This window comes from Clostridium sp., from assembly GCF_050717535.1.
In the GTDB taxonomy this organism is placed as follows: Bacteria; Bacillota; Clostridia; order Clostridiales; family Clostridiaceae; genus Clostridium_AD.
The window spans coordinates 43847-57261 of sequence record NZ_JBOITM010000094.1 but is presented as its reverse complement, the minus strand read 5'-3'; the positions used below and the strand labels follow the sequence as shown (position 1 = coordinate 57261).

The 13415-nt window shown below is 30.2% G+C and carries 18 protein-coding genes; all 18 read left to right on the top strand.

Translation table 11 applies throughout. The features are described from left to right. Nucleotides 1-124 precede the first annotated feature (124 nt). The 18 genes from ACREVU_RS21105 (at nucleotide 125) to ACREVU_RS21025 (ending at nucleotide 13367) form a co-directional block, all read left to right on the top strand. A complete protein-coding gene (locus ACREVU_RS21105) occupies nucleotides 125-490 on the top strand; it encodes a DUF4829 domain-containing protein (protein ID WP_431553575.1) in 366 nt (121 codons plus the stop codon). 129 nt (nucleotides 491-619) lie between these two features. Then, nucleotides 620-1258 (top strand): DUF5412 family protein, encoded by a 639-nt coding sequence (locus ACREVU_RS21100; protein ID WP_431553572.1) that lies wholly within the window; start codon nucleotides 620-622, stop codon nucleotides 1256-1258. A gap of 259 nt (nucleotides 1259-1517) precedes the next feature. Next, nucleotides 1518-1895, top strand: a complete 378-nt coding sequence (locus ACREVU_RS21095) for a hypothetical protein (protein ID WP_431553571.1) — start codon at nucleotides 1518-1520, stop codon at nucleotides 1893-1895. Between the two features lie 38 nt (nucleotides 1896-1933). Further along, nucleotides 1934-2446 (top strand): hypothetical protein, encoded by a 513-nt coding sequence (locus tag ACREVU_RS21090; RefSeq protein ID WP_431553570.1) that lies wholly within the window; start codon nucleotides 1934-1936, stop codon nucleotides 2444-2446. A gap of 106 nt (nucleotides 2447-2552) precedes the next feature. Next, the gene (locus ACREVU_RS21085; RefSeq protein WP_431553569.1) at nucleotides 2553-2723 is read left to right on the top strand and encodes a DUF4177 domain-containing protein; all 171 of its coding nucleotides are present in this window, start codon (nucleotides 2553-2555) and stop codon (nucleotides 2721-2723) included. 151 nt (nucleotides 2724-2874) lie between these two features. Then, nucleotides 2875-3252 carry a hypothetical protein gene (locus tag ACREVU_RS21080; RefSeq protein ID WP_431553568.1) on the top strand — a complete coding sequence of 126 codons (378 nt, stop codon included), beginning with the start codon at nucleotides 2875-2877 and terminating at the stop codon, nucleotides 3250-3252. Between the two features lie 116 nt (nucleotides 3253-3368). Further along, nucleotides 3369-3494, top strand: coding sequence for a hypothetical protein (locus ACREVU_RS21075; protein WP_431553567.1), 126 nt, complete (start codon nucleotides 3369-3371; stop codon nucleotides 3492-3494). 186 nt (nucleotides 3495-3680) lie between these two features. Then, nucleotides 3681-3836 carry a hypothetical protein gene (locus ACREVU_RS21070; protein WP_431553566.1) on the top strand — a complete coding sequence of 52 codons (156 nt, stop codon included), beginning with the start codon at nucleotides 3681-3683 and terminating at the stop codon, nucleotides 3834-3836. Between the two features lie 142 nt (nucleotides 3837-3978). Next, nucleotides 3979-4251 carry a hypothetical protein gene (locus ACREVU_RS21065; protein ID WP_431553565.1) on the top strand — a complete coding sequence of 91 codons (273 nt, stop codon included), beginning with the start codon at nucleotides 3979-3981 and terminating at the stop codon, nucleotides 4249-4251. A 192-nt stretch (nucleotides 4252-4443) separates the two neighbouring features. Next, on the top strand, nucleotides 4444-4566 hold the full coding sequence (locus tag ACREVU_RS21060) for a hypothetical protein (RefSeq protein ID WP_431553564.1): 123 nt from the start codon (nucleotides 4444-4446) through the stop codon (nucleotides 4564-4566). Between the two features lie 475 nt (nucleotides 4567-5041). Continuing rightward, entirely contained in the window at nucleotides 5042-5161 is a 120-nt protein-coding gene (locus tag ACREVU_RS21370; protein WP_503417265.1) for a glycine zipper domain-containing protein, read from the top strand. Nucleotides 5162-5407: 246 nt separating this feature from the next. Then, complete coding sequence (locus ACREVU_RS21055) at nucleotides 5408-5581, top strand: VanZ family protein (RefSeq protein WP_431553574.1); 174 nt, start codon at nucleotides 5408-5410, stop codon at nucleotides 5579-5581. Between the two features lie 89 nt (nucleotides 5582-5670). Beyond that, nucleotides 5671-5952 carry a hypothetical protein gene (locus tag ACREVU_RS21050; RefSeq protein WP_431553563.1) on the top strand — a complete coding sequence of 94 codons (282 nt, stop codon included), beginning with the start codon at nucleotides 5671-5673 and terminating at the stop codon, nucleotides 5950-5952. Between the two features lie 494 nt (nucleotides 5953-6446). Continuing rightward, nucleotides 6447-6572: a hypothetical protein gene (locus ACREVU_RS21045; protein WP_431553562.1), complete on the top strand. Its 126-nt coding sequence runs from the start codon at nucleotides 6447-6449 to the stop codon at nucleotides 6570-6572. Between the two features lie 95 nt (nucleotides 6573-6667). Then, nucleotides 6668-7054: a hypothetical protein gene (locus ACREVU_RS21040; protein ID WP_431553561.1), complete on the top strand. Its 387-nt coding sequence runs from the start codon at nucleotides 6668-6670 to the stop codon at nucleotides 7052-7054. 160 nt (nucleotides 7055-7214) lie between these two features. Further along, nucleotides 7215-8237 carry a tRNA 2-selenouridine(34) synthase MnmH gene (mnmH, locus tag ACREVU_RS21035; RefSeq protein WP_431553560.1) on the top strand — a complete coding sequence of 341 codons (1023 nt, stop codon included), beginning with the start codon at nucleotides 7215-7217 and terminating at the stop codon, nucleotides 8235-8237. A gap of 119 nt (nucleotides 8238-8356) precedes the next feature. Beyond that, a complete protein-coding gene (locus ACREVU_RS21030) occupies nucleotides 8357-10312 on the top strand; it encodes a DNA gyrase/topoisomerase IV subunit B (RefSeq protein ID WP_431553559.1) in 1956 nt (651 codons plus the stop codon). A 100-nt stretch (nucleotides 10313-10412) separates the two neighbouring features. After that, entirely contained in the window at nucleotides 10413-13367 is a 2955-nt protein-coding gene (locus ACREVU_RS21025; RefSeq protein ID WP_431553558.1) for a DNA topoisomerase IV subunit A, read from the top strand. Nucleotides 13368-13415: the final 48 nt, after the last annotated feature.

Genomic DNA, 13415 nt, shown 5'->3' with positions numbered 1-13415 from the left:
TTCTATGTGAGTATGTATATTCGACATAATTTAATAAAATCCTTTTTGTATTTATTACCCTTTTAATGAATTTATTACAAATGTAATTCATTAAAAGGGTTTTTGTATAGTCGGAAGATGAGTTATAGAAGGATTTTTTAAATATTATAACCAAAAGAATTTAGAAGGTATGAATACATTCACAACTGAAAAATATCATTTAAATTGGGAATTTGATAATTTAGAATATATTAAAGTTATCAAAATAATTGAAGATACTAATAAAACAAATAAGGAAGTCTATCTACACCAGATGAAAAAGGGTCTGATAATAGATACGGAAAAAGAAAAATCAGAATTAGAAAATGTAACCATTTTTAACGTGGATTTTTATGTTAAGTATAAGAAAGAGGGAGTAGGTCCAACTGATAGTGGTCCCGATAAATATAGTTATACTTTAATCAGAAAAGACAAAAATTCACCTTGGCTAATAAGTTCTTTTGGACATTAGTATAATCAAACAACATTAAAAAAATATGTACTTGCAAACGGATATTTCCTAATCTTCATTTAAGAAGTCATAGTCAAATTGATTTCAAGTATATTATGGCTTATTAATAGGTTATAAGGAGGACTAAATATGCTTAAAAAACTAATTTATGAAAAAATTTGGATTCTGGGAATAGTGCTATTGATTTGTAGTGTATTTACTTTAAATAGTTTCTATTTTATATCTAATGTTGTACAAAATATTTATTATGGTATACATGTTGTTTTGTCAATTATAACTATTTTAATTATTCATAAGCATAATTCTTTTAAAATTCATCATGGCTTGTTTATACTTTTTAATTTGTTACTGATATATATATTATATGAAACTTTTATTCCTGTAACATTATTTGTAATATTTCCATCATTATTGATATTCCCATTATTTTGCTCCGAAAAATCACATAGAATATTTAAATTTCTTTCTAATTTTTCATATATTCTGATTTTAATTATCCTATTTGTGGGATTGATTTTTACGGATGCAACATTAGTTAAATTAGTAGATTCACCAAATAACAAACAGATGATTGAAGTTTATTCTATAAACAATGGTGCTGTAGGTGGCTCTACTCGTGTATATTTAGCAGAAAAATATTGTTACTTATTTAAGAAAAATAGGCTTATTTACACTGGTCATTATGGAGAAGGCAATGATGTTGTTAAGTGGATAGACAGTAATCATGTTCAAATTGATAGTAAGACTATAGATATTACATCCCAGTAATTGGTGAAATATATAATTATAAAAACCCTTATGTATTTTCTATCAATATTCTTAAAACATAGCCATTATTTATAACTTCACAGGTGATAAGGGAGTAATTATTATCTGTGAGTTAGTATAAGGTATAGGTAATAGTTGTATTTCCGAATTACCAATTTGTAATGACGATGTCGCTCGAACTCCTTCATTACTAACCTTCTCTTTAGTATTTGGGATACAAGACTTTTCAATATGGGAAAGATAGAGGTGTTTAAAAAGCATGAACAAAATAAAAAATGTTTTTATTGGCTTAGGTGTAAGTGCGTTCATACTAATAATATGGGTATATAAAATGGTAGTTACAAGTGATATACCTGTTGAAATATCTTATAAGGATAGTGTAGTAATATATTGTTTGTTAGTGCTATTTCTAATAATATATAGTTTTTATATAAGAAAAACAAAATATATATTAATGAATACGAATTTGTTGTTAATACCGTTGTTTTTATGGGGTATGTGTATGCAACAGGCATTAACATATCACTATCACAAATATGATACTCTGGTTAGTATTATAGGCTTTTCTATTACTTTGATTTCATTTTTACAACTTATCTATAGGAAAGTAAAAGTAAAAATAAAGGTTAAGTCGTAATTTATGATGAATTGAAAATATTGGATAGGGGGTATAAAATGCTACTTATAAAAAGGTTATTATTAATACCAATAGGTTTGTTAATATGCTCATTTATTTTAGTAGGGTGTAAAGGCAATAATCCAGAAATTAAAACGGTAATCACATTAAGCAATATTACAGAACAGGAATACAACAATAATGATTTAAGCAAGTCAGAAGGGGCCTCTATAGACGATATTAAAAAACTATATATTAATGTTAAAATTAGCAATTCAAAGAAAGCAGAAGAGAGAACAATTATTATACCAGACTTATCTATAGTTCTTAATGGGCACGATAAAGTTAGAGCAGTAGGAGGTGGAACTACTGAACAAAATAATGTAGGTAAACAAGATACCGCAGATTCTATGGCATTTGTTATTTTTGATAGCAGGGGTTTAAGTGAGCAAGACATAAGAAACTTATATAGCAAGTCAGAGATTAAAATAGAATATAAATTAAAGAATAGTAATATGGTTGAAAGCAAGATTACTATAGGAAAAGATTTAATGATTAATAATAAAAATTAATGTTATCAATGTTCATAAAGGCTACATTAATCATGGGTTTAGATATAGTGCAACATTGTAAAAAAATACGAAGTGAAAATTATATATAATATTGGGGAGTGTAGTTATGAAAAAGTATGAATATAAATTTGTTAAACAAGAAGTGAAATTAGGTTTTGTACAAAATAAAAAAGTTGAAGATGTGGAAATGGAATGGAATGAGCTTGGTAAAGATGGATGGAGATTTTGCAGAGAAGGTACTGGAGTAATGATTTTTATTCGAGAAATTAACGAATAAAATAATTATAATTTTAGTTAATGTCGTACTTTTCTAATTATGCGTCACAACTGTATAATATTGTGCCTTAACTAACCTAAATAATGGGGGGATATTATGAAAAACAAAAAAACATTTATTAGTTTTGTTATCCTAAAGTGGTTCAAGTATTATGCGACCTATTGGCACTAATACTTTAGTAACAATATATGAGAAGGCACTTGTAGATAAAGAATCCTGGCTATTTGTACGGATACCAACATACGATTCTTCTGCAAATAATAGAGGTTGGATAAGAGAATCTGATACGACTGCATATACAAAAGACAAGATAAAATTAGTTCAAAGTGATGTAGATATTAAAGCAGGTTCAGAAGTCTATGAAACATATGAGTTTAAAGATGTTAAAACTATAACTCCTATAAAGTTGAGAGCAATAGATGGTGGGAGGCTTGAGGAGAGAAAAGATGGCTATTGCAGAATTTCTCTTGCAGGTGGAAGAGATATGTGGGTAAAAGAAAGTTCTGTGATTTATCCCGAAGTAAAATAAATTTTAATGAATTAATTTTTCTTTTATAATAGAAATTTATAATTTTTTCTTTATGAAAAACTTTTTTTCAATATATACGTCTAATTTATAAAATAGAGAAAGGAAGGTGATTTATAGTGAAAAAACTATTATGTATTGTAATTGAATTGCTATTTCTAATTGTTACTGGTTGTAGTGAAACTGGTGATAAAGGCACAGCAGTAAAGTATATTAAAACCCAAGGTTATGAGATTATTACTTAAAAGGGAGACATACAGAAATACACATTAGATAAAAGCAAACTTCAAACTTTCACATATCAGCAATATTGGGGTGTACAGAATACATACCCTTATAAATATTTAGGAAAAGAAATAAGCACCTATTGTTTTACAGTAGAAAAACACCCTTTGGAAAAAAATTATAAGGTTAAGACCAATCTTTACATTATGATTTCTGATGGTAAAGTTATTGGTGGATACGCATTCGCAGATGGAACATTTGTAGGTTCAGTATATTCATTAGATGGAAAAACATTAGAAGAAGTAGTGGGATTAAGTTATGAAAAGTGGAGAGAAAATTGGAAAAACAAATATGAAAATTAGATTAGTGATACGCACTTTTCTAAGGTTGTGTCTCAACTGTATAATAATGCGGTCGGTGCGTCTATTAATTATTGTGAGTTAATTAAATTTGTATGGAATAAAACTAATTGTATGATATTTTTATTATGGAAGGTGGCATATTATGTGGTTATATAAAATTATATTTGCTACAATAACTTTCTTATGTTCTGTAGGTATCTTTATTATGGCATATAGAAGCAAAAATAAAGGAGACAAATTTAGTACAATTGCATGTATAGTTGGAGGAATACTAACACTCTTTAGTTCTTTTTTTATGCTGACGAGGTATAGGAATAATTATATTTTTTACTTTATACTGATTGTAATAAGTATAGTTATTGTGATATCTATAATCTTTGAAATAAGAAGATATAACAAGAAAAAGAGTTCATAATAAAATCAAGGTTGTTTTAATGTAACTTAACAATTGTAGTAAACTTGTAAAAAATGACGAAGTGAAAATCAAAATGGGGGGGTATGCGAAATTAATAGAAGAGGTGCAGGAGTAGTATTTTGCTTTATATCAGCATTTTTATTTGTAACAAGGTACATTAGTGCTTCTATTTTTGGTTCAAGTCTTACTTCATTGAATAAAGAATTATTTAATGCTATGCTTCAATTCACGGGTAATATGCTTATAACTTTAAGCATAATTTCATTAATTGCAGGAATTATTTATCTTGTATTAGCAGAAAGAGAAAGTAAATAGCAAGTTCAGGTAAGCCTTCACAAACACCCCAGGGGTGTTTATCTTCCAACTAACGAGGGATACCAACAGTTGCAAAGGTTAGAAAGCTTGAAATTTATTTGTTTTCCGACGTTATCTAAGCCCGTCGGAAAAGTTTTTGAAATGTATATCAACAATTTGCATAGGGTCAATAATTATATGTAAGGACCTTAAAACCAAAAGAAAGAACTATCAGCTTAGATAGTTCTTTCTTTTGGTTCACCATAACATTTTATTATATTGTATGGCACGTTATTATTTAAATTAGCAAAATTCTTTATATGGAATATATGTTATATATAGTATAATTAAGTAAAAAATCTAATTAATAAAATTATGCGGAATATGAGGAGGACTTCAATATGACTGATTTAGAAAAGAATAACGATAGAGAAAGCATTGATGAAAATAAAAAAAATCTAAAACCAAGCTATCTGGAAAGGGAACTTACCTTGCTATTGCTTTAGGAGTTGCTATTGGAGTATCAATGGATAATATATCTATTGCTATTGCTATAGGAGTTGCTATTGGAGCATCAATGGATGCTGTAGCAAACAAAAATAAGAGGCGACAATAGTAACATATTATGCATAAATAGAACCTATTCAAGATATACCAATACAGGTTTAAGATATTCTGAAAGTAACACAATACCAACTGAGTTACTTCCACATTGAGGCTATTGAGCATTTTTTAAGAATTGTAAATATACTTAATTTATGGTAATTATGTTATAGTTAAATATATATTTTATGACGAACTTGTATCTTAAGGTTTTATGTTTATGAATAAGAGGGGGTGATATTTTGGCTGTTTTTTACTCATAGGTTTCTTAGTATACATATTGATGATTGAAACAATACAGCATGTTTCCCACAGCGAAATATTTGATATAAATGATATTATTTTAAATACTCTTGGATTCTTTTTAGGTGTTTTATGTAGTAATTTTATTATGAAAACTTCTGTAAAACATTTTCCAAATACCTACTGTTAATAGACACTTTTCTTATAGGTTGTGTAAATACAAGAAATACTATATATACAACTTTGTATTTCATTGCAAGATAAAAGGGGGAGAGAGTAATGCTCTGGTTAGTAATTCGATTTGTGCTTTGTCTTTTGACTATTCCTTTGTTCATGATAATCTCAATAAGATTTGGATGGAGCAGAGCATTATGGACTGTTTTGGAAAGAAATATTAAGATAAAACATACGATTGTTTTCTATATTCTTTTATTCATTATTTTTGACGTGATAGTACAATTTTTCTGTGGGATTATTGGTGTGAATTATAGAAGTGTCAATTTTATTGTGGTAGCATTGGGTTTTGCCTTCATGCCACCACTTGCAAAAATCTCCAAGTGAGTTAATTCGCAATTTTCTTAGAGGATTCATTAATTTTAAAAATGAAATAAATGAACAATAGTATTCTAAGATGCTTTAGCATACTTTACGTTATTTGCAAGTAACAAAAAAGGGGGACTATTCTTGAAAAGATTATTATTACAAAAAGGTGTTTGCATTAAATATAATGTTAATATATAATTACACTTGGCACTTTTGATATCTCAAATAAGATATGCTAGCTAAGTATTTTTTATGAAATTATATTAGTGTGTAGGTGAAAATACAATAGTTGGGTGTTAGTTATTCGTAAAAATCTAAAAAAAGAATGGTTATCAAATATTAACAAGGACATTATGGCAGGAATAGTTTTAGCATTGGCAATTATTCTTTGCTTTAGCAAAATATTTTATAAATGTTTTCAAATACGATGAAGACAAGAAAAATATTCATATTGATTTTCAAATTCTCATATTTGGGACCATTCAGCAGTTAATGCCATAGATAAAGTGGTTTTGAAATATCATAAAATAGGAGTAAAGATATATATCGTAGGAGCTAATACTGATAGCATGAGTCTTATAGACCAGGTTGCAATGTTTAATAAACCAGGTGGATTAGAAGGACAAATTGGGCATTAGTTATATAATTATTTGTGAATTTAATCAAAATATGTACCCTTTTTTATTTGAATTGCATATAAAGTAATATATATGCAAATGAAGGGGGCACATGCATGTCAGAAATACTTATTCAATATGTATTAATACTACTTTTGGTATCAGGACTTGGCTATTTAGTTTACTTATTAAAGGATAAGGATATAAATATTAGGGAAGACTATTATGGTCTTGACTATATAATACTGGGATCTTTATCCGCAGAGGAATCCACACCTGAAAATGTAAAAAAAATTATCAGAATTGTTTCAGATGGAGTGCAATATGTAGAAATCAACTATAAAAACAGTGCAAATACCTTTAAAGAACAGGAAGCTATTGCGAAGTCTAAGGATGCTATTAGTTTAATGGGTTTTAAAAGTAACATAGATGATGATAGCCTAAAATATCTTATAAGATTAGCTGCGGCATTATTATCACCAACTAACAAAGTAGAAGAGTAAGTATCAGCAAAATTACAGCAAATCACACTATTAACCGGCAGGAGAATTTTGTTCTGCCGGTTAATGTTTTGAAAAACGATAATAAATTTTACAGTTAACAGTGGTAAGTTAATTGCTATATTTTAACTATACAAAAGATGAACAACGAGGAGGAAAGTTAATGCTAAAGACCATAGAATATGGAGAACTTCAAGGAAATTATATATTAGTTGACGTAAGAAGCCCAGGTGAATTTCTCGATTCAACTATAAAAGGGGCGATTAATATACCTTTATTTGACGACGAAGAAAGAAAAATTATTGGTACCGTGTATACAAAAGAAAGTGCTGAAAAAGCAAAAAGACTTGGCCTAGAAGTGGCATCTGGAAAATTGCTTCGTATTTATGATGAAATTAAAGGACTTTATAGTAAGTGCGATAAAATTGTACTGTTTTGTGCTAGAGGAGGAATGCGAAGTGGTGTACTTGGAATGCTACTTAGTTCCCTAGGAGTTAACACAGAGAGAATAAGTGAGGGTTATAAGGGATATAGAAGGTTTGTAAATGAAAATCTATCAGCACTTAATGATAGGGTTCAATATATTGTTTTACATGGTAATACTGGTGTTGGGAAAACTGAAATACTTAAACAATTAGAATGTGATGGATTTGATGTTTTAGACCTAGAAGGTTTTGCCAATCATAGAGGATCACTTTTAGGTACGGTAGGACTTGGAAAAACAACTAGTCAAAAATCATTTGAATCTAAAATATTTCATATGTTAAAGGACTGTAAAAGTTCATACGTGTTTATTGAAGCTGAAAGCAAACGTATAGGTAATGCTACTATACCTGATTTTATATTTGATAAAATGAAAGCTGGAATACATGTATTTGTGGATGCAGATATTGAGTTTAGAACAGATCTTATTATTAAAGAATATACACAATATGAAAACTGTAATGAGGAAATAATTAATTGTTTAAAAAGACTAGAAAAATATCTTGGAGAAAAAAATGTTGACAGATACTGTGATTCTGTTTTAAAATCGGAGTATGAAGTTGCAGTAAGTGAACTTATGATAAAACATTATGACCCAATGTATATGCATTCGTCCAATAAATATAATTATGATTTAAAAATTAAAGTAGAAGACATAAAAACTGCCACAAGTGAAATAGAAAGCTGGGCAAAATTTATATAAAAGAATAGAAATGCAAAAAACAGAAACTAATGTTCTGTTTTTTTATTTAAATCCTTTACCTTTTGTAAATAAACATATAGAATAACAAATGTATAATAAATTTTACTGGAGGATTTTTTATGAGTTTAGAAACTGAAGAACTTCAAACCTATGATGTAACGGACTTAACTTCACTAGAAAAACTAGAGTCTGTAAGAATAAGACCAGGTATGTACATAGGTTCTACTGGGAGCAAAGGGTTACATCATTGCATATGGGAAATTTTAGATAATTCTATAGATGAGATAGCAAATGGCTTTGGGGATAAAGCTATAATAATATTAAATAAAGATAAAAGTGTTACTATTGTAGATAATGGTAGGGGAATTCCTACAGGAATGCATCCTATAAAACATAAATCTGGTGTGGAAATGGTCTTTACTGAACTTCACACTGGTGGAAAGTTTAATAACAAGAATTACAAAACCTCTGGTGGACTTCATGGTGTTGGAGCTGCAGTTGTAAATGCCTTATCGGAATGGCTAGTAGTTGAAATCAAACAAAAGGGTGAAATTTTCACTCAAAGATTTGAATATTCTTATGATAGTGAGTTAAAAAGACTTATGCCAGGAACACCGGTAAATAAGCTTTGCGTAGTGGGAGTAACAAAAGATACGGGTAGTAAAGTTACTTTTATGCCAGATAAGAATGTATTTACTACACTGGAATTTAAATATGATGTCATTGATGAAAGACTCCAAGAACTAGCTTTTCAAAATAAAGGAATTACCTTAGTATTTATAGATAAAAGGAAAGAAGGAGTCCCTGAGAAGGAATATCATTCAGAAAGGGGCCTGCTTGATTTTATTGATTATCTAAATGAAAGCAAAACACTAATTCATAAGGAGCCCATATTTTTTCAAGGTGAAAAAGAAATAAATGGCTTACAATTGTACGGGGAAGTATGCATACAATTTACTGATTCTACTACAGAATATATTGCTAGCTATGTTAACAACATACCAACTACAGAATCGGGAACGCACGAAACTGGATTTAAAACGGGAATGACAAGGGCATTTAAAGAGGGAGCTAAAAGGCTTAATCTTTTAAAAGATAAAGATAAGGACTTTGAAGGTGACGATTTAAGAGAAGGTATGACTGCAATAGTTAGAATTAAAATAAGTAACCCAATTTTTGAAGGTCAGACTAAGAGCAAACTAGGAAATAATGAGGCCTACAGCATGATGAATGAATTGTGCTTTGTTAAGATTTTAGAATGGATAGAAGATAATAAAGAAATTGCTACTAACTTAATAAACAATGCTATTTCGGCTGCATCTAGGCGCGATAAAATAAAGAAAATTAATGATGCTGAAAGAAAAAAAGTTGGTAAAGGAGCTTCTCCTCTTGCAGGTAAGATTGCAGTATGCACAATAAAGGATTCGGATTTTACAGAATTTATAGTGGTGGAAGGAGACTCAGCTGGTGGTAGCGCAAAGCAAGCTAGAGACAGAAGATTTCAAGCTATAATGCCTTCTAAGGGTAAAATTATGAATACTGAAAAGCAAAAGTTAGAAAATGTACTAGCTAGTGAAGAACTTAAATTATTCAATACAGCTATTGGAACAGGAGTTTTAGATAATTATCATGAAAAAGATTTAAAATATGGCAAGATAATTATATTGAGTGATGCGGATGTTGATGGGTATCACATTAGAACCCTATGGATGACTTTTATTTATAGGTATATGAGACCGCTCATCGCAAATGGACATCTTTATATGGGAATGCCTCCACTTTATAAGGTTTATAAGAATGGTAAAAATGGTGAAGTTGTTAAGTATGCATATAGTGATGAGGAATTAATTAAGACTAAAAAAGAAATTGGAAAAGGTGCACTTATACAGAGGTATAAGGGTCTTGGAGAAATGAATCCAGATCAACTTTGGGAAACTACACTAAATCCAACATCTAGGACTCTGCAACAAGTTACCATAGAAGATGCAGCAAAGGCAGAAAAAATGGTATCACTTTTAATGGGTGATGTGGTTGCGCCTAGAAAAAATTACATGTACAAATATGCTGAGTTCTAACGACACTTTTGAAAGTCGCTAGCATCACTCTAGGTGATGATTACAGCACTGACAGTGATGATTACAGCACTGAAAGTGATGCTTAAGGGGGATTTATTCAATGGCAAAAAAAATTGACATACCTAAAGATAATAATATAATAATGACTCCAATAGAGGAAGCAATGCCAGATAACTACCTTCCATATGCAGTGGAGGTTGCCAGAGAGAGAGCTCTCCCAGATGTGCGAGATGGTTTAAAACCAGTGCATAGAAGGATTCTTTATGGGGCATATATGCTAAGGGCCTTCCCAGATAAGCCTTATTTTAAATCAGCTAGAATAGTTGGAGATATTCTGGGTAAATATCATCCTCATGGAGATAGTTCTGTTTATGGTGCCATGGTAATACTAGCTCAAAGTTTTGCCACAAGAAAACCACTTATAGATGGCCACGGAAATTGGGGAAGCCAAGATGGTGATAATGCAGCTGCTATGCGGTATACAGAAGCAAGGCTTTCACCTATTGCTCTTGAAATGATAAGGGATATTGATAAGGGCGTTGTGGATATGGTAGATAATTATTCTGATACAGAGAAGGAACCATCAGTTTTGCCTTCAAGATATCCTAATTTGCTAGTGAATGGAACCTTTGGTATAGCAGTAGGAATAGCAACAAACATACCACCTCATAATTTGGGGGAGGTAATTGATGGTTTGCTTGCTTATGCTGATAATACGGACATTACAACAAAACAGCTTATGAAGTATATTAAAGGACCAGATTTACCAACCGGAGGCATATTAATTGGAAAGAATGCTATAGAATCTGCTTACGCAACTGGAGAAGGTAAGGTAACACTACGTTGTAAAGTTAAAATTGAGACTTTAGAAAATGGGAAACTTGGCATAGTTATTACAGAGTTTCCATATAGAAAAAATAAGGCGAAATTACTGCAATCTATTTCTGATATGACTGCAGACAAAAAACATGCAAAGGCACTGGAGTCTATTATAGATATTAGAGATGAATCAGATAGAACTGGGCTTAGATCTGTAATTGAATTTAAAAAGTCTACAGATAAGGACACTGTAACTAAGGTTCTTAAATATTTACTTAAGAAAACAGAACTTCAATGTAATATACCTTTTAACATGGTAGCGCTGGCTAATGGAAAACCTCAAACTATGGGGCTTAAAACTATATTAATGCACTATCTAAATCATCAAAAGGATGTTGTTACTAGAAGGACTCAAAGTGAACTTTCAGTTGCAGAAAATAGATTCCATATTGTAGAAGGATTTATTAAGGCTGTAGATGTTATGGATGAAATTATAGTAATAATTAGAGCCTCAAATTCTAAAAAGCATGCTGGTGAAAATCTTATAGCTAAATTTGATTTTTCAGCTATTCAGACTGAAGCAATACTTGAACTTATGCTATATAAACTTACAGGTCTTGAAATAAAAATATTCTTAAAAGAATATAAAAAATTAGAAGCACTAATTAAGGGGTATAAAAAAATTCTTGAAAACGAAAAGGAACTTCTTAAAGTGATAAAAACAGAGATTTTAGAAATTAAAGAAAAATATGATGACCCTAGAAGAACGGAAATTATTGAAGATGATAACGAAGCTAAGATAGACGTGGAAGAGTTAATCGTAGTAGAGGATGTTATGATAACATTATCTAATGAGGGGTACATAAAGAGAGTTCCAATGAAATCTTATAATAGAGCTAACGTTAACATAGATGATATAGAGTATAGAGAGGGAGATTTTAATGCATATTTAATCGGAGCAAGTACTAAAGATACGTTAATAATCTTTACTGATGCGGGAAATATGTATCAGCTAAGAGGAGATTTAGTTCCAGAATATAAATGGAAGGAAAAAGGTGAAAGGCTTGATACCCTACTGAGAGGAATAGATTTAACAAAAGAAAGAGTTGTTGCTTGTTTTACAACTGAAAATTTATCTTCTAATGTGGAATTTATGCTTTTTACTAATAAAGGGAATATAAAGAAAACCGGCTTAGAAAAATTCACCACAAATTATAGCAAGCTATCTGCGTTAAAACTAAGAGAAAATGAAAAACTTCTAAGTGTTAGCTTAATAGATATAGAAAGGCAAGAAAACTTTATAAAGGTAGTCACTAAAGAGGGGCTAGAATTTTCTGTAGAGGAGCCAGTGCTCCAGAGTGTTGATAGAAATACACTGGGAACTCAACTATTTAATCTTACGGCTGTGGACGAAGTGGTAAATCTAGAATTTACGCAGACTTATGACTATAAAGAATTTTATATTAGCATAAACGCAAAAGGTTCAATAAAAGTATCTAGTAAAAAAACTCATACGCATTTAAGTACTTATACTAAAGCTACATCTACACTGCTGGTTTTCACGCAAAAAGGTATAGTTCATAAATTACCTAGCTACATGATGCAAAACATGGGCAAAAGTGGTACGGGAATTACTACCTTGCTTGATAATTTTGATCTTGATGATAAGATAGTAGATCTTATATCTGTTGATGATTTCAGTGAAGAAGCAAGTATATATTTCTTTACAAAAAAAGGATTTACTAAACGGACTAAGCTTTGTGAACTGGAGGGGGATTTCTTTTCAACACTAGTTTATAAGCTTAAAACAGAAGAAGATAAATTAACCTCTGTAAAAATTAACAGGGATAATGAAGACAAAGATATACTAATGGTGACAAAAAAGGCAATGTGCATAAGATTTAATGTAAGTGCTATTAATTTCATGGGAAAAGTTGCATCTGGTGTAACGGGAATAAGTTTAAAAGATGATGATGACGAAGTTATATTCGTAGATTTGGTAATGGCAGTAACAAATAAATCTGAAGATTCTAATGGAGAAGTAAGTTCTAATGAGACAGCTGTAACTTTTGAGGAGAATTTATGTTTAATAGTGAGCTGCTTTAAAGGTGAAAAAAAGACTATAAGACTACAAGACATAAATGTTCAAAACAGAGCAGGTAGAGGTAAAAACTTAACTAATGCGCTAGTAGATGATTATGTAGAGGGAGTTGTTTTAGCAACTGAAAACAAATAGATTTGTTATGGCATGCAAGATGCCTTTAAATAGAAATGCCTTTAAATA